Source organism: Duganella sp. HH101 (assembly GCF_001758795.1).
GTDB classification, from domain to species: domain Bacteria; phylum Pseudomonadota; class Gammaproteobacteria; order Burkholderiales; family Burkholderiaceae_D; genus Rugamonas; species Rugamonas rivuli.
The window spans coordinates 179,935-195,863 of record NZ_LRON01000006.1 but is presented as its reverse complement, the minus strand read 5'-3'; the positions used below and the strand labels follow the sequence as shown (position 1 = coordinate 195,863).

The window sequence follows — 15,929 nt, the reverse complement described above, 5'->3', positions numbered from 1 at the left end:
GTGGTGCTCCTTATTGCGTCTGCTTGTTCGGGCGGATGATGGCGGTCCAGCCGCCACCGGGGGCCAGGCGCATGGTGAGGCGGCTGTCGCGGGTGACGCTGGCGCTGCCCGGCTGCACATCGGTGGCGAACACCGCTGCGTTCGGGCCGTCCTCCATGCTGCTCATCTGGTAGCTGCCTTCGCCGAGGAAGGACAGGTCCAGCGCCAGTTCGCGGCCGTCGCTGCCGGTCATGGCGCCCACGTACCAGGTGTCGCCGCGACGGCGCGCCATGGCCACGTAGCGGCCAAGGTCGGCGTGCAGCACGCGGCTTTCGTCCCACTCCACCGGCACCTGGCGGATGAAGGCCAGCGACGATGGATTGGCGCGGTATTGCGACGGGCTGTCGGCCAGCATCTGCAGCGGGCTTTCATAGATCACGTACATCGCCAGCTGGTGGGCGCGCGTGCCCTGGCTCATCGGGCGGTCGAAGCTGGCGACGAAGTCCTTGCGGTGGGCGTTGCTCATCGCGCCCGGCGTGTAGTCCACGGGGCCGGCGAACATGCGGATGAAGGGCAGCGTGACGTCGTGCTCCGGGGTTTGCTTGTCGCTCCACTTGTTGTTCTCCAGCCCTTTCACACCCTCGAAGGTGAGCACGTTGGGCCAGGTGCGTTGCAAGCCGCTGGGCTTGAAGCTGCCGTGGAAGTCCACCAGCAGTTTGCGTGCCGCCGCTTCGCGCGCCACGCGTTCGTAGTAGTTGACCATCCACTGGTCGGCGCGCTGCATGAAGTCGACCTTGATGCCGGCCGCGCCCCAGCGTGCGAACTGGTCCAGCGCCGGCGTCATTTGCGTGTCCAGCGTTTTCCACGACACCCACAGGATGATGCCCACGCCACGTTCCTTGGCATGCGCCATCAGCGCCGGCATGTCGATCTCCGGCTTGACCGCCAGCAGGTTGCCGAGCTCGTACCAGCCTTCGTCCATGATGATGTATTCGAGGCCGTTCTCGGCCGCGAAGTCGATGTAGTGGCGGTAGGTGCGCGTGTCCAGGCCGGATTTGAAGGGCACGTTGTACAGCTTGTTGCCGTTGTACCAGTCCCAGGCGACCTTGCCCGGCTTGATCCAGTCGGTCTGCTTCAGTTCCTGCGGCTCGGCCAGCAGATAGGGCATCTGGTTCAGCAGCAGGCCGCCGGCGTCGGCGGCGATGCCGAGGATGCGCCACGGGTAGGCCCGCGTGCCGGCGGTGCGGGCGATGTAGGGAGCTTCCTGCGTCACGGGGACGTTGCGGTCGTCGCGTGCGGTATCGGCCAGCGCCACTTTCGGGAACACGGCGCGCAGGCCGTCCGCTTCGCCGTGCAGGTACATGCCGGGATAGTCGCGCAGGCCCGATTCCGTCAGCACCAGATGGGCGCCGCCGCCGCGCACCAGCGCCGGCACGCCGACCAGCTTGCCGGCGGCCTCGCTGACGGCCAGCTGCTGGTAGTAGTGCTCGTTATGCGACTGCATCGACTTTTCCTGCGGCCAGTACAGCGTATCCTGCGGCCGCACGTGGACGCCGGCCAGTTCGTCCTCCACCGTCACCTGGCCGGGCAGCTCGGTGCGGAAGCGGTAGGCGATGCCCTCGTCGTAGGCGCGCACCTCCAACGTGTAGCCGCCGGCGAAGTCCAGCCGCAGGGCGTTGTAGTGGTCGCGCACCTGGCGCGATTTCTGCGCCACCAGCGGGCGCACGGTGTTGTCGATGCTGACGCGCTGCTGCTTGGCCAGGCGCGGCTTTTCGCCCAGCGTGCCGATGCCGCTCAGTTTGAGGCCGATCGGCGTGGGCAGCACCAGCTGCGTGTCGCGGTGCCGGACCGCCAGCGTCAGCTGCTCGCCGGTGTCGATGGTGACGCGCAGCTGGCGGTCGGGCGAGCTCAGTTCCAGCGTGGGCGCGGCGTGGCCGGCCAGCGGAGCGATCAGCAATAGTGCGCCGGCCAGGCGGCGCGTCAGGGATAAGGGCAGTTGTTTCAAGGGAGGTCTCCGTCCAGGTGTTTGGGGCATGCTAAGCGCGCCGGGCATAGCGGTCCATTCACCTTTTATGCGGCTGCTATACCGAAGACGGTATAGCCAGCGCAGCCTGCCGCCGTATGGCTTGCAGCAGCAGCTCGGCGCCCGGCGACAGCAGGCTGTCGCGCCGGCGGATGATGCCGAACGGGTCCATCTGGCACGCCAGCTCGATCGGCAGCACCGTCAGCAGGCCCAGCTCCTGGTAGTGCAGCGCGACGTCGGCCGACATCACGTTGAGCGCGTCGCTCATTTGCAGCATGCTGGTGATCAGCACGATTTCGCTGGTGTCGACCACGTCGCTCGGCGGCTCCAGGCCGGCGTTGTGGAACAGCTGGTCGAAGCGCTGGCGCAGGATGCTGCCCGGCGGCGGCATGATCCACGGCGCGCGCGCCACGTCCTGCAAGGCAAGCTGCGCGTGCGCGGCCAGTGGATGGCCGGCGCGCGCCACCACGACCACCGGCTCGGCGGCCAGTTCCTCGTACAGCAGGTCGGCGCTGTCGTGGAAGGTGGTCATGCGCGCCAGCAGGAAATCGAGGGTGCCGCGTTGCAGGCGTTCGAGCAGCACCATGCTCGACTCGATCTGCACACCGATGCGCAATTGCGGCACCTGCTGTTTGATGCGGGTGATGGCGCAGGGCAGCAGCCGCATGGCCGGCGTCATGATGCTGCCGACGTCGACCTGGCCCGCCAGGCCGGACTTGAGGGCGACGATGTCCTCGTGCGCGCGCGCCAGGCTGGTCAGGGCCATGCGGGCGTGGCGTATCATGCTTTCGCCGTAGATGGTGGGCTCCATGCCGCGCGGCAGGCGCTCGAACAGCGCGATGCCGAGCATGTCCTCCAGCTCCCGCAGCTGCTTGGACGCGGCCGGCTGTGTCATGCACAGGGCGTCGGCCGCGCAGCTGAGCGTGCGCTCGTCGTCGAGCGCGATCAGCAGCAGCAGTTGGCGGGTTTTCAGCCGCGCGCGCAGGAACCAGTTCGGATTCGGCGCGTTCATGCCCATGGATGCTTCCATCATGGTGTCTCCCTTGTTGTTATAAAAAAATTATAACGGGCGGAGCAATAGCCAATCAATGATGCATTCGAGGCCTCAGATATCGAAATCGGCATAGTGCCGCGCAGTCAAGCAGTCCATTTGGACTGATGCGTATTTACTTTGGGCAAGAGATAATAGAAGAATATTGTTGCCATTTAAGGCAAGACATCTGTGTGCGCGCCGCGCCACGGGGCAGCAAATGTCGGTTTCCTGTTGCGAGATGTCGATGGCGATCTTGACCAGGGGGCAGGCATGAAGTGGTGGAAGTCCAAACAAGCGGCGCCGGCAGCGGCGCCCGCAAACCGGCCGGCGCGGCTGTTGTTGCAGGCGCTGGAGCCGCGCCTGATGTTCGACGGCGCGGCGGTGCAGACGGCCATCGCGGCGCTGCACGCCGACGCCGCCCATGCGGCGCCGGAGCGCGCCGCCGACGCGGCCGTTCCGGCCGAGGCCAGCGGCGCGGCCCGCCCCGGCGGCGACCGCGCGCCGGCGTTGCAGGCACGCGCCCTGCAATTCAATGCCCGCGCTCTGCTGGCGCAGCCGACGGCGGGCGTCAGCGATTTCAACCTGGTCGGCGGCCCGGTCATCGTGTCGGGGTCTTCGGTCGGGGATGGCCTCTCGGCCATCAACGTCGACGGCTGGGACTTCACCTTGTCCAGCAACGCCGCCACCAACTGCTATATTGGCGCGGAGACGTTGACGGGCCAGACCATCATGATCAGTGGTGTCAGCAATGATGGCAGGCCGCTCAACTATCTTCAGGTGCGCCCCGATAACAGCACCCGTTTCACGCTGAGCTCGGTGGATATCGCGATGAACGGCGCATCGGTTGGTTCCGGCGGGGTCATGCGGCTGCAGGGCTATTTGAATGGCGTCGCAGTGGCGGGCGCGACCATGAGCCTGCAAGTGACCGACGCGTATTTAGGCGGCCAGCTGGTGACGTTCAACGTCAGCAACAACAGCAATTTCCAGGGGATAGACGCGTTCCGCGTGCATACCGACGGCAGCTTCCAGGTGACTGGCGCCATCGGCGTCGATAACATCGTGGCATCGGACTACTTTCATCCCGGTCCGGTGCTGGCGCCGAGCGCCGGCAACAGCGCCTACCGCAGCGGCGACGGCAATGCAGTCGCCGTCGACGGCGGACTCGCGCTGTCCAGTTCCAGCGGCACCAAACAGCTCATGGCCACGGTGGCGATCACCGGCAACTTCCACAGCGGCGAAGACCTTTTGGCGTTCAACAACAGCGACGCCGCGCGCTTCGGCAACATCTCCGGCAGCTACAACAGCTCCACCGGCGTGCTGACGCTGACCTCCGGCAGTGCCAGCGCCACCAATGCGCAGTGGCAGGCGGCGCTGGAGGCGGTCACTTATCGGAACAGTTCGCTCCTCCCGCTGACCGATATGCGCACCATCAGCTTCGTCATTGCCGACAACGACGGCGTCGCCAGCGCCACGGTGAACAAGCTGCTGACGGTCAGCCCGGACGCGGCGCCGGCGATCGGCAATCTCCATGGCGACAGCGTCAGCTACACCGCCGGCGGCGGCGCCGTGCGGCTCGACAGCGGCGCCGTCGTCGTTGTCAGCGACAGCGACACGCCCGGCTTCAGCGGCGGCTCGGTGGCCGTGCGCGTCACCGGCAACGCCCATGGCGCCGAGGACGTGCTCGGCATCGACGTCGGCGGCGCCGTTTCGCTCAGCAGCGGCACCAGCGCCGGCAGCACGGTGTCGGTGGGCGGCGTTGCCATCGGCACCATCGCCAGCAACGGCGTCGGCGGCCACGACCTCGTCGTTACGCTCAACGGCAACGCCAGCACGGCGCGGGTGTCGGCGCTGGTGGGCGCGCTGACCTACAACGACAGCGCGGTGTCGCCCAACACCGCCACCCGCACCGTGCAGGTGGTGGTTAACGACGGCCGCGGGCAGAGCAGCGCGGCCGCCAGCGTGACGGTGGCGGTGATCAACGCCCCGGTCCTGACGCCGAGCGGCGGCAGCGCGGCCTTCAGCGCCGGCGACAACGCCGCGTCGACGCCGGTGGTGGTCGATGGCGGCATCACCGTGGTCGATCCGGGCAGCGCCACGCTGGCCAGCGCCACAGTGGCGATCACGGGCAATTTCCGCAGCGGCGAGGACGTGCTGGCGTTCGCCAACGATGGCAGCAGCATGGGCAACATCGTCGGCAGCTACAACACCGGCGGCGGCCTGTTGACGCTGACCTCCAGCGGCGCCACGGCGACGCTGGCGCAATGGCAGGCGGCCTTGCGCGCGGTGACATACACCGACAGCGCCGTGACGCCGAACACGGCCACGCGCACGATCAGCTTCCAGGCCACCGACGGCAACGGCCACGTCAGCGGCGCCGGCACGCGCACCGTCACGGTGGCGGCCACCGACCAGACGCCGATCGCGACCGCCAGCGGCGGCAGCGCGGCCTACACCGGCAGCGACGGCGCGGCCGGCGCGCCGGTGGTGGTGGACAGTGGCATCACCTTGTCCGACCTGGACAACACGACGCTGGCCGGCGCCACGGTGGCGATCACCGGCAATTTCCGCTCCGGCGAGGACGTGCTGGCCTTCGTCAATAGCAGCGCCACGCTGTACGGCAACATCAGCGCCAGCTACAACGGCGCGACCGGCGTGCTGAGCATGACCTCGTCCGGCGCGACGGCCACCGTGGCGCAATGGCAGGCCGCGCTGCGGGCGGTGAGCTACGGCGACAGCGCCGTGGCGCCGAACACGGCCACGCGCACGGTCAGCTTCACCGTCGACGACGGCAGCAAGGCCAGCGCCGCCGTCAGCCGTTCTGTGACGGTCGCGGCCGTCGCGCAAACGCCCGTGCTTGCCGCCAGCGGCGGCAGTACGGCCTTTGCCGGCGGCGACAATGGGCCGGCAACGCCTGTGGCCATCGACGGCGGCCTGACGCTGTCCGACCTCGACAGCACGACGCTGGCCAGCGCCACGGTCGCCATCACGGGCAACTTCCACGCGGGCGAGGATGTGCTGGCCTTCAGCAACGGCAACGCCACCTTGTACGGCAACATCAGCGCCAGCTACAACAGCACGACCGGCGTGCTGACGATGAGTTCGTCCGGCGCGACGGCCACGCTGGCGCAATGGCAGGCGGCCTTGCGCGCCGTGACGTACACCGACAGCGCCGTGACACCGAACACAGCCACGCGCACGGTCGGCGTGACCGTCAACGATGGCGGCAGGACCAGCGCCAGCGTCAGCAAGGCCGTGACCGTCAGCGCGGTCGACCAGACGCCGGTCGTCGTGGCTGGCGGCGGCAGCGCGGCCTACACCGGCGGCGACGGTGTGGTCGGCGCGCCGGTTGTCGTGGCCGGCGGTCTCACCTTGTCCGACCTGGATAACACGACGCTCGCCAGCGCCACCGTGGCGATCAGCGGCAATTTCCAGGCGGGCGAGGATGTGCTGGCCTTCAGCAACAGCAGCGCCGCGCTGTTCGGCAACATCAGCGCCAGCTACAACAGCGCGACCGGCGTGTTGACGATGAGCTCGTCCGGCGCGACGGCCACGCTGGCGCAGTGGCAGGCCGCGTTGCGCGCGGTCAGCTACGCCGACAGCGCCGTGGTGCCGAACACGGGTACGCGCACGGTCAGTTTCACCGTCGACGACGGCAGCAAGAGCAGCGCCGCTGTCACCCGCTCGGTGACGGTGACGGCGCCCGACCAGACCCCGGGGCTTGCCGGCTCGTCCGGCAGTGTGCATTTCACCGCCGGCGACGGCGTGCCTGCCACACCGGTGGCGGTGGACGCGGGCCTGACGGTCAGCGACCGCGACAATGCGACGCTGGCCAGCGCCACGGTCGCCATCACCGGCAATTTCCGGGCGGGCGAGGATGTGCTGGCTTTCATCAACGACAGCGTGGCCAACTTCGGTAACATCACGGCCAGCTACGACGGCGCCACCGGCGTGCTGAGCCTGAACTCCAGCGGCGCGAGCGCGACGCTGGCGCAATGGCAGGCCGCGCTGCGCGCCGTCACCTACAGCGACAGCGCGGAGACGCCTAACCTGGCGACCCGCACGGTCAGCGTGACGGTGTCGGACGGCAGCAAGAGCAGCGGCGCCGTGTCGCGCAATGTGGCGCTGGCGCTGCCGGACTACACGCCGGTGGTGGGCGCCAGCGGCGGCCAGGCCCAGTTCCTCGTGGGCGGCGGCGCGGCTGCGGTGGACGCGGGTCTGCATGTGTCCGACCGCGACAGCGCGACGCTGGCCGGCGCCACGGTCGCCGTCAGCGGCAACTTCCGCGCGGGCGAGGATGTGCTGGCCTTCTCCAACAACGACGCCACGCGCTACGGCAATATCGCGGCCAGCTACAACAGCGCCACCGGCCTGCTGAGCCTCAGTTCCAGCGGCGCCACGGCCACCGTCGCGCAATGGCAGGCGGCGCTGCGCGCGGTGAGCTATGCCAACAGCGCCGGCTTGCCGGACATGGCGGCGCGCACGGTGAGCTTCAGCGTCAACGATGGCGGCCGCACCAGCCAGCTGGCCGCGCGCGGCGTACAACTGGCGCTGCCTGCGCCGCAGATCGCCGGACTGGGGGCCGGCAGCGACAGCGGCGCCAGCGGCAGCGACGGCATCACCTCGCGTACCCAGCCGACCATAGGCGGCACCGCGCTGGCGGGCGCGCTGGTGACTGTCACGGTCGATGGCGCGGCGGACGGCACGGTCCACGCGGACGGCAGCGGCGCGTGGAGCTACACCCTGGCCCATGCGCTGGGCGACGGCGCGCATAGTGTGCGCGCCACCATCGGCAACGGCGGCGTCAGCAGTCCCGCCTCGGCGGCGCTGGCGCTGCTGATCGATACCCAGGCGCCGGGCAGCCCGGCCGCTATCCGGCTCACCAGCGGCAACGGAGCGCGGCCGGCGGCCGGCGGCAGCGCCGAAGCGGGCAGCACCGTCACGGTGTTCGTCGATGGCGTGGAAGCGGGCAGGGTGCAGGCCGACAACCAAGGCGTATGGACCTGGCAGTCCGCGACGGCCTTGGCCGATGGACAGCACAGCCTGCGCGCCGTCTCGACCGACCTGGCCGGCAATGCCAGTGCCGCATCGAGCGCGCTCGGCTTCGTCGTCGACACCCGAGTGCCGCCGCCACCGCCGCCGCCTTCTCCCACGCTGGGACTGGCGCCGGGTTCGGACACGGGCAGCAGCGCTGGCGACGGCTTGATCAGGGAGAGCCGCCCCACCATCAGCGGCACGGCGCAGGCGGGGAGCACGGTGACGGTGTCGGTCGACGGCGTGGTGGCCGGCACGGCCAGCGTTGGCGCCGATGGCGGCTGGAGCTATACCTTGGGCGGCAGCCTGGGCGACGGCGCGCACAGCATCACGGCGGTGGCCGCGAACGCTGGCGGCAACAGCGCGCCATCGGCGGCATTGCACGTGACCATCGATACGGCCGCTCCCGGCGCGCCGGTCATCGCCGCCGTCGGCGGCGATGCGGCCCAGCCGCACGTCAGCGGCAGCGCCGAGGCCAACGCCACGGTAATCGTGTACGTGGACAACGTGCAGGCAGGCTCGGTGCTGGCCGACGCCGGCGGCAACTGGACCTATGCGCTGAGCGGCAAACTGGCCGACGGCGTGCATACCGTGCGGGCGGCGGCCGGCGATGCGGCGGGCAATACCGGCGCGACGTCGGCGGCGCGCAGCTGGACCGTGGACACGGCGCCACCCGCCGCACCGGCCGGACTGGCGCTGGCGGCCGGCTCGGACACGGGTAGCAGCGGCAGCGACGGCGTCACCGCTGCGCGCCATCCGCTCATTACCGGCACGGCCAGGGCGGGCAGCCGCGTGACCGTCAGCGTCGACGGCGTGGCGCTGGGCAGCACCGTGGCCGATGCGCAGGGCGCGTGGAGCTGGCGTCCCGGCGCGGCGCTGGCCGATGGCGTGCATCGCCTGACGGCGGTGGCGGCCAATGGCGATGGCGCGGGCAGTGCGGCGTCGGCGCCGTTGCTGATCACCGTCGACAGCGGGCCGCCGCGACTGGTGGCGATCGACGCCGCCGGTGCGGCGACGACCCAGGCGGGCAGCTTGCGCTATGACGTGCAGTTTTCCGAGCCGGTGCAACTGGCGGCCGATGCGTTCGGCGTGGCGCTCGGCGGCGGCGCCAAGGCCAGCATTGCGTCCATCGTGGCCAGCGGGGAGGGGCGCTATGTCGTGCTGCTCAACGCCAGCGGCGAGGGGAGTGTGGCGCTGACCTTGCGCCAGGGCGGCGCCAGCGATTTGGCTGGCAATGTGCTGGCGCAGGGCGGCAGCGGCCGCGCGTATCAGTTGCAGGCGCCGACGCCGACGCCGACACCTGCGCCGGCGCCGATACCGGTTCCCGTGCCGGCTCCGGTGCCGGTTCCGGCGCCTGCACCAACGCCAACGCCAGTGCCAGCGCCGGTCGCCGACACCATCCCGACCGTGGACGGCAGGGTGCCTGCGCTTGCGGGCAGCGCGGCGCCATCCGGCGTGGCAGGGGCGCCGGTGCTCAGCACCATCAGTGCTGGCGCCGGGCCGGTAGCAAGCAGCCACCTTGCGGCGCCGGGCGAGTCGCCGCTGTCCGCGCCGACGCAGCCGGCCTGGGGGCTGGACCGCTTTGTCGGCGACGGCGGGCGCGGCATCCAGGACATGGGTGTGCGCGCACTGGACGCGGGCCGTTCCTTCGAGTTGCGCCTGCCTGCACAGGACGGCCAGCAACTGCAGGTGCGGCTCAGCGACGGCCGGCCTCTGCCAGCCTGGCTGCGCTTCGACCCCGAGACTGGCGGCCTCGCCGGCGCCGTGCCTCCGGGGTGGAAGGATGCGCTGACGCTCGAAGTGCGGAGCAGGGATGCGGCCGGGCGCGAGCAGATCAGCCATCTGCAACTGCGCCCCGCCGACGCGAGCGCAGCGAAAGCTGCCGATGGCAAGCCTGCCCCCGCCAAGGAGGCGAAGGCGCCGCCGGCCAAGCCGGAGAAGCCAGCGCCGGCCAAGGCCGCCTTCAACGACCAGTTGCGCCAGTACGGCAAGGATGGCTTCGAGCAGCAACTGGCGGCCTGGCTGGTGAGCGAGGACTAGGCATGACCAATCAACAGACCAGCAATCAGAACCACTATCAGGAAAACTGCATGGATCAACAATCTTCACATACGCCGGCCGCCGGCCCTTACCGCTGGACCGCCGTGGTCGCCGCGCTGGTGCTGAGCGGCTGCGCCGTAACGCCCGCGCCGCTGACCGTCGGCGAACGCCAGGCCACGCTGGGCGCCGACCGCCTGGCCATGTCGGCAGGCCAGCAAGCGCTGAGCGGCCCGGTCAGCTTGCAGGAAGCGATGGCGCGCGCCCTCAAGTACAACCTCGACTACCGCGTCAAGATGATGGAAGAAGCCCTGGCGCAGCGCCAGCTCGACCTGTCCCGCCTCGACATGCTGCCCAAGCTGGCCGCCGGCGCGGGCTTCACGGCGCGCAACCATGACCTGGCCTCGTCGTCGCAGAACGTGGCGACCGGCACCCAGTCGCTGGTGCCGTCCGTCTCGACCGAGAAACAGCAGCACACGGGCGACCTGAGCCTGAGCTGGAATGTGCTCGATTTCGGCGTCAGCTATTTCAGCGCGCAGCAGCAGTCCGACCGCGTGCTGATCTTGCAGCAGCGCCAGCGCAAGGTGGCGCAGCAGCTGATGCAGCAGGTGCGCGAAGTGTGGTGGCAGGCGGTGGCCGCGCAGCGCCTGCAGGACCGCATCGACGCGCTATTGAAGGAGACGGAGTTGGCGCTGGCCGATGCGCGCCAGGTCGAGCAGCAGAAACTGCGCTCGCCGCTGGAGGCGCTGAACTACCGCCGCCAGTTGCTGGACGTGGTGCGCCAGATGGGCATCGTCCGCAACAACCTGGCCCTGGCCAAGCCGCGCCTGGCCGCGCTGATGAACCTGCCTGCGGGCCAGGACTTCCAGGTGGCGGTGCCGTCCGGCATGCCGGCGCCCGCGCTGGGCCTGGACCTGGAACGGATGGAGGAGATGGCCTTGCTGAACCGTCCCGAACTGGCCGAGGCGCGCTACATGGAACGCATTGGCGCGCTGGAGACGCGCAAGGCCATGGCCAGGCTGCTGCCGGGCCTGGAGTTCAGCGTCGGCCAGCACTATGACAGCAACAAGTTCCTGGTCAACCACGCGTGGAGCGACGCCGGCCTGCGCGTCAGCTGGAATCTGCTCAACCTGTTCAATGCCGGCACCATCAAGGGCACGGCGCAGGCCCAGCTCGATCTGGCCAAGGCCCAGCGCCTGGCCCTGAACATGGCGGTGCTGACCCAGGTGCACGTGGCCTACCTCGATTTGCAGGGACGCAGCCGCCAGTTCGCGCTGGAGCAGGAATTGAGCGACGTCGAGCAGCGCATCTTCGAACAGAACCGCAACGCCAGCGCCAGCGGCGCGCAGGGCCGCCTGCCCGCCATCCTGGCCGACGCCAACGCCGTGTTCTCGTCGCTGCGCCTGTACCAGGGCTATGGCGATTTGCAGAACGCCTATGGCGCGCTGGGCGCCAGCCTGGGCATCGACGCCTTGCCGGACAGCGCGGCCAGCCACGAGCTGCCGGCGTTGTCGGCCGCGTTTGCCGGCGCGGAAACCCAGTGGCAGGCCAGGGTGTCGTCGGCCAGGGCGGCGGGAGCGGGGCAATGAAGCAGCGTGCATTGATGGCGCTGGCCTGCGCGCTGGCCGGTCCGGCGATGGCGACGGCGAGCGTCCCTGCGCAGGTACAGGCGGCGCCGGGCGATGGCCGCGTGCGCGTGCAGATGATGGCGCGCCAGGCGGTCACGCTGTCGGGTGAAGTGGCGGCGCGCATCGCCGCGCTGCCGGTGGCCGAGGGCGGCAGCTTCAAGCGGGGCCAGACGCTGGCGGAGTTCGATTGCGGCACCTACCGCGCCCAGCTCAACAAGGCCCAGGCCACGCAGGAGGCGGCCAACCGCCTGGCCGAGGTGAACAGCCAGCTGGCCAAGCTCAATTCCGCCGGCAGCCTGGAGGTGGCGCAGGCCCAGGGCCGCGCCAAGGAGGCCGCGGCCGAAGTGAGCTACATGCAGACGGTGGTGGGCAAATGCAGCATCGTCGCGCCGTTCGCGGGACGGGTGGCGCGCCGCGTGGCGGCGGTGCATCAGTACGTCAATCCGGGCAATCCGGTGCTCGACATCGTCGACGCCGGGCCGCTGGAGTTGCGCATGCTGCTGCCGTCGAAGTGGCTGACCAGCATGAAGCCGGGCAGCCGCTTCACGGTGGTGGTCGATGAACTGGGCGCCAGTTTCCCGGCCCGCATCGAGCGCCTCGGCGCGCAGATCGATCCGGTCAGCCAGTCCATCCCGGCGGTGGGCGTGATCGACGGCGGCGCCGCCGCGCTGCTGCCCGGCATGAGCGGCTGGGCCAGCTTCAAATAGGAGAAATGCATGGCGCATGCCGATGGAAGCCGCGAACTGGCGGCGCTGATCGCCCTCATGCATCGGGCGCGGGCGGCCGGCGACGTGGCCGAGCTGGGGTTTGTCATCGTCAACGAAAGCCAGCAGCTGCTGGCCTACCGCCAGGCGGCGCTGTGGCGCGAAGGCTGGCAGCGGCAGGTCAGTGCGCTGTCCGGCCTGTCCGAGATGGAACCGACCGCGCCCTATGTGCAGTGGCTGGGCGGCGTGTTTCGCCATCTGGCCGCGCAGCCTGGCGCGGACTGCCGCCTGCTGCGCGCCGGGGATTTGCCGGCGCCGCTGGCCGACGAGTGGGCGGCCTGGCTGCCGGAACAGGCGCTGTGGCTGCGCCTGGCCGATCAGGGCGCGCTGTTGCTGGCGCGCGCCGAAGCCTGGAACGCCTACGAACAAAAGGTGGCGCAGGAGCTGGCGCATTGCTACGGCCACGCGCTGACGCTGTTCGCGCCGCGCCGCAATCTGCGCGAGCTGGCCTGGGACTGGCTCAAGCCGGGGCCGCGCCAGCGCAAGCTGTTACTGGCCGTGCTGCTGCTGGCGTGCGTGCCGGTGCGGCTGAGCGTGCTGGCGCGCGGCGAGGTGGTGCCGCGCGATCCCTTGCTGTTGCGGGCGCCGTTGTCGGGCGTGATCGCGAGCATTGCCGTGCAGCCGAACCAGCGCGTGGCCAAGGGCGCGCCGCTGTTCGCTCTGGACGCCACCCAGCTCTCCGGCCAGCATGCGCTGGCCAGCCGCGAACGCGATGCGGCCCAGGAGAGCTACCGCGTCAGCGCCCAGCTGGCCGTGACCGACGACAAGGGCCGGCTGGCCATGGCGCAGGAGCGCGCCCGTCTGGAAGAAAAAAGCATCGCCGCCGACTACAGCGGGCGCGAGCTGCAACGCCTGCAAGTGACGGCGCCGCAAGCCGGGGTGGTGGTGTTCTCCGACCGTAACGACTGGCAGGGCAAGGCCGTGGCGGTGGGCGAGAAGGTGATGACGCTGGCCGATCCGGCCCAGGTCGAGCTGGCCGCGTGGCTGCCGGCGGCCGAGGCCATGGATGCGGCGCCGGGCGCGCGCATCGTGCTGTATCCGAACGGCGACCCCACCGCCACCTACGAGGCCGAAGTGCTGCGGGTGGCGTACAAGGCGGAAGCGGCGGAGGGCGGCTTGCTGGCCTACCGCGTGCAGGCGCGCTTTACCGATCGGGCGCCGCCGCGGCTGGGACAGATGGGGACGGCCAAGGTGTATGGCGACTGGGTGCCGCTGGCCTACTACGTGCTGCGCCGGCCGTTGACGGCGGCGCGCCAGTGGCTGGGGTGGTAGGCGTGGGCGCGCGCGCCTTGCCCGTCCTGCGCCAGGAACTGAGCCTGCATCCGGGGCCGGTGCAGGCCGACGGCTCGCCCAGCTGGACGCTGCACGACCCCAGCGTCAACCGTTTCTATCAATTGGGCTGGGCCAGTTTCGAGATCCTGCAACGCTGGCATCTGGGCAGCGCCGAAAGCGTGCTGGCGGCGCTGCGCGCCGAGACCACCTTGCAGCTGGAGATGGAGGACATCGATGCGGTGCTGGCCTTTCTCGGACGCCACCAGCTGCTGGTGGCTGCCACCGCCGGGCAGAGCGCCCGCCTGTGGCAGCGGCGCCAGGCGAGCCGGCCCGGCCGCGCCATGTGGCTGCTGAAAAATTACCTGTTCTTCCGCGTTCCCCTGCTGCGGCCGGAAGCGCTGCTGCAGCGCCTGCTGCCCTGGTGCGCATGGCTGTTCGCGCCGCGCTTCTGGTGGGCCATGGGCGCAGCGCTGCTGCTGGCCCTGGGCCTGCTGTCGCGCCGCTGGGATGAGTTCACCCATACGTTTTCCAGCTACGGCGGCTGGACGGCGGCGCTCGGCATCGGTGCCGCGCTGAGCCTGGCCAAGGTGCTGCATGAGCTGGGGCATGCGCTGACGGCGCGCCGCTACGGCTGCCGCGTGCCGACCATGGGCGTGGCCTTCCTGGTCATGATGCCGGTCCTGTACACCGATACCAATGAGGCGTGGAAGCTGCGCTCGCGCCGCCAGCGCCTGCTGATCGGCGGCGCCGGCATGCTGGCCGAGCTGGTGCTGGCGGTGTGCGCCACGCTGCTGTGGTGCGTGCTGCCGGACGGGCCGCTGCGGGCCTGCGCCTTCCTGCTGGCGTCCACCACCTGGCTGGCGACGCTGGCGGTCAACGCCAGTCCCTTCATGCGCTTCGACGGCTACTTCCTGCTGGCCGACTACGTGGGCTTGCCCAACCTGCACAGCCGCGCCTTCGCGCTGGCGCTGTGGCGGCTGCGCCTGTGGCTGCTGGGGCTGGACGATACGGCGCCGGAGCACTTGCCGGCCGCGACCCGGCGCAAGCTGATCCTGTTCGCCTGGGCCACGTGGTTGTACCGGCTGGTGCTGTTCCTGTCGATTGCGCTGCTGGTCTATCACCTGTTCTTCAAGGCGCTGGGCATATTGCTGCTGTGCGTGGAACTGGGCTGGTTCATCGCGCGTCCCATCGCGGGCGAGCTGCTGCTGTGGTGGCGCCGGCGCGACGAACTGCGCTGGTGCCGCGCCAGCCGGCGCAGCGCCGTGCTGCTGGCCCTGCTGCTGGCCTGGCTGGTCCTGCCGTGGCAGGCGGAAGTGGCGGCGCCCGCCGTGCTGGGCGCGCGCCAGTCGCAGGGCTTGTATGCGCCGGCGGTGGCCGAGGTGGACGCGGTGTGGGTGCGCGACGGCCAGCAGGTGCAGGCCGGCCAGGTGCTGGCCCGGCTGCGCTCGCCCGTGTTGTCGATGCAGCTGGCGCAGGCCGAGGCGCGCGAGCGCCAGTTGGGCTGGATGGCGCAGCAGCAGGCTTTCCACAGCGATCTGCAGCAGCAGGGCGCGGTCTTGCAGCAGCAGTGGCTGGCCGCGCAGGAGCAGGTGGACAGCCTGCGCCGCCAGCAGGCCAGGCTGACCCTGCAGGCGCCGTTTGCCGGCCGCGTGGCGGAGCTGGGCGAGGCGCTGCGCGCCGGCACGGTGATCGCGGAAGGCGAGCACCTGCTTGACGTGCTGGGACCGCGTGGTGCGCGGGGCGAAGCCTTTGTCGGCGAGGCGCAGCTGGGCACGCTGAAAAGCGGCGTCACGGCGCGCTTTGTGGCCGACGGCGGCCTGCATCGCGTGGTGTCATGCCGGGTGGGGGCGATAGACGATTTGAATTTGCCGCTGCTGGATCAGCCCTTGCTGGCGTCGGTCCATGGCGGCCCGCTGGCGGTCGAGGCGCGTGAGCGGGGATTGGTGCCGCTGGCGGCGCTGTTCCGCGTGCGCCTGGACGACTGCGACAGCGAGGCGGCGCCATCGCGTGAAATGGCCGGGGTGGCGCGCTTGCCGGGCGAACGCCGGAGTCTGCTGTTAGAGGGGTGGCAGCGCTTGCTGGCGCTGCTGCGCAGGGAAGGCGGCTTGTAAGGCCCGTTGGCGACAGGCCTTGCAAGCGAACGCATCACCGCGAACCGGCGT

The 15,929-nt window shown here is 70.2% G+C and carries 7 protein-coding genes; 5 read left to right on the top strand and 2 right to left on the bottom strand.

Annotated features, from left to right (window positions below; translation table 11 throughout):
* Positions 1-10: 10 nt before the first annotated feature.
* Complete coding sequence (locus DUGA2_RS12125; RefSeq protein WP_070269507.1) at positions 11-1,984, bottom strand: glycoside hydrolase family 97 protein; 1,974 nt, start codon at positions 1,982-1,984, stop codon at positions 11-13.
* A 76-nt stretch (positions 1,985-2,060) separates the two neighbouring features.
* The gene (locus DUGA2_RS12120; protein ID WP_070269675.1) at positions 2,061-3,014 is read right to left on the bottom strand and encodes a LysR family transcriptional regulator; all 954 of its coding nucleotides are present in this window, start codon (positions 3,012-3,014) and stop codon (positions 2,061-2,063) included.
* 291 nt (positions 3,015-3,305) lie between these two features.
* On the opposite strand from DUGA2_RS12120, the gene DUGA2_RS12115 reads away from it, so the two are divergent.
* From DUGA2_RS12115 to DUGA2_RS12095, 5 genes are read left to right on the top strand one after another with little or no spacing between them, the layout of a single operon-like run.
* A complete protein-coding gene (locus DUGA2_RS12115) occupies positions 3,306-10,106 on the top strand; it encodes an Ig-like domain-containing protein (protein WP_070269506.1) in 6,801 nt (2,266 codons plus the stop codon).
* Between the two features lie 50 nt (positions 10,107-10,156).
* On the top strand, positions 10,157-11,692 hold the full coding sequence (locus DUGA2_RS12110) for a TolC family protein (protein WP_070269674.1): 1,536 nt from the start codon (positions 10,157-10,159) through the stop codon (positions 11,690-11,692).
* The gene (locus DUGA2_RS12105; protein ID WP_070269505.1) at positions 11,689-12,438 is read left to right on the top strand and encodes an efflux RND transporter periplasmic adaptor subunit; all 750 of its coding nucleotides are present in this window, start codon (positions 11,689-11,691) and stop codon (positions 12,436-12,438) included. The genes DUGA2_RS12110 and DUGA2_RS12105 overlap by 4 nt, the downstream gene beginning before the upstream one ends.
* Positions 12,439-12,447: 9 nt before the next feature.
* Positions 12,448-13,767 carry an efflux RND transporter periplasmic adaptor subunit gene (locus DUGA2_RS12100; protein WP_070269504.1) on the top strand — a complete coding sequence of 440 codons (1,320 nt, stop codon included), beginning with the start codon at positions 12,448-12,450 and terminating at the stop codon, positions 13,765-13,767.
* Positions 13,752-15,878, top strand: a complete 2,127-nt coding sequence (locus DUGA2_RS12095) for an HlyD family efflux transporter periplasmic adaptor subunit (protein WP_229214669.1) — start codon at positions 13,752-13,754, stop codon at positions 15,876-15,878. Before DUGA2_RS12100 ends, DUGA2_RS12095 begins: the two co-directional genes overlap by 16 nt.
* Positions 15,879-15,929: the final 51 nt, after the last annotated feature.

What these genes read in the sequence shown, in the direction of transcription:
- DUGA2_RS12120 (WP_070269675.1), bottom strand. Translation starts at nt 3,014, where the DNA reads ATGAACGCGCCGAATCCGAACTGGTTCCTGCGCGCGCGGCTGAAAACC.
- DUGA2_RS12115 (WP_070269506.1), top strand. Translation starts at nt 3,306, where the DNA reads ATGAAGTGGTGGAAGTCCAAACAAGCGGCGCCGGCAGCGGCGCCCGCA.
- DUGA2_RS12110 (WP_070269674.1), top strand. Translation starts at nt 10,157, where the DNA reads ATGGATCAACAATCTTCACATACGCCGGCCGCCGGCCCTTACCGCTGG.
- DUGA2_RS12105 (WP_070269505.1), top strand. Translation starts at nt 11,689, where the DNA reads ATGAAGCAGCGTGCATTGATGGCGCTGGCCTGCGCGCTGGCCGGTCCG.
- DUGA2_RS12100 (WP_070269504.1), top strand. Translation starts at nt 12,448, where the DNA reads ATGGCGCATGCCGATGGAAGCCGCGAACTGGCGGCGCTGATCGCCCTC.